Origin of the sequence: Shewanella sp. S1-49-MNA-CIBAN-0167 (assembly GCF_040310145.1) — a bacterium.
In the GTDB taxonomy this organism is placed as follows: domain Bacteria; phylum Pseudomonadota; class Gammaproteobacteria; order Enterobacterales; family Shewanellaceae; genus Shewanella; species Shewanella psychromarinicola.
In genome coordinates, this window is sequence record NZ_JBEOPO010000283.1 from 1 (window position 1) to 269 (window position 269).

Here is a 269-nt window from a genome sequence, read left to right on the forward strand (position 1 = left end):
GTAACATGTAACACTCGCACGCGTTCATCTAACTCACTGTGACCACGGCTCACTAAGCCCTTGCCTTCTAAACGCTTTAGCAAGGGCGTTAACGTTCCAGAATCTAGATGTAATTTTTCACCTAAGGTTTTAACACTAATCCCCGGCTCTTTCCAAAGTACCATCATCACTAAATACTGAGGATAAGTCAGCGATAACTCATCTAATAATGGTCGATATGCGCGGATCATCGCATTAGTCGCACTATACAATGAAAAACACACTTGATT

At 42.0% G+C, this 269-nt stretch carries 1 protein-coding gene; it reads right to left on the reverse strand.

The features are described 5' to 3' along the window. Positions 1-269 (reverse strand): MarR family winged helix-turn-helix transcriptional regulator (locus AAEZ00_RS21325; RefSeq protein WP_351089911.1); only part of this gene is annotated, 269 nt, incomplete at both ends.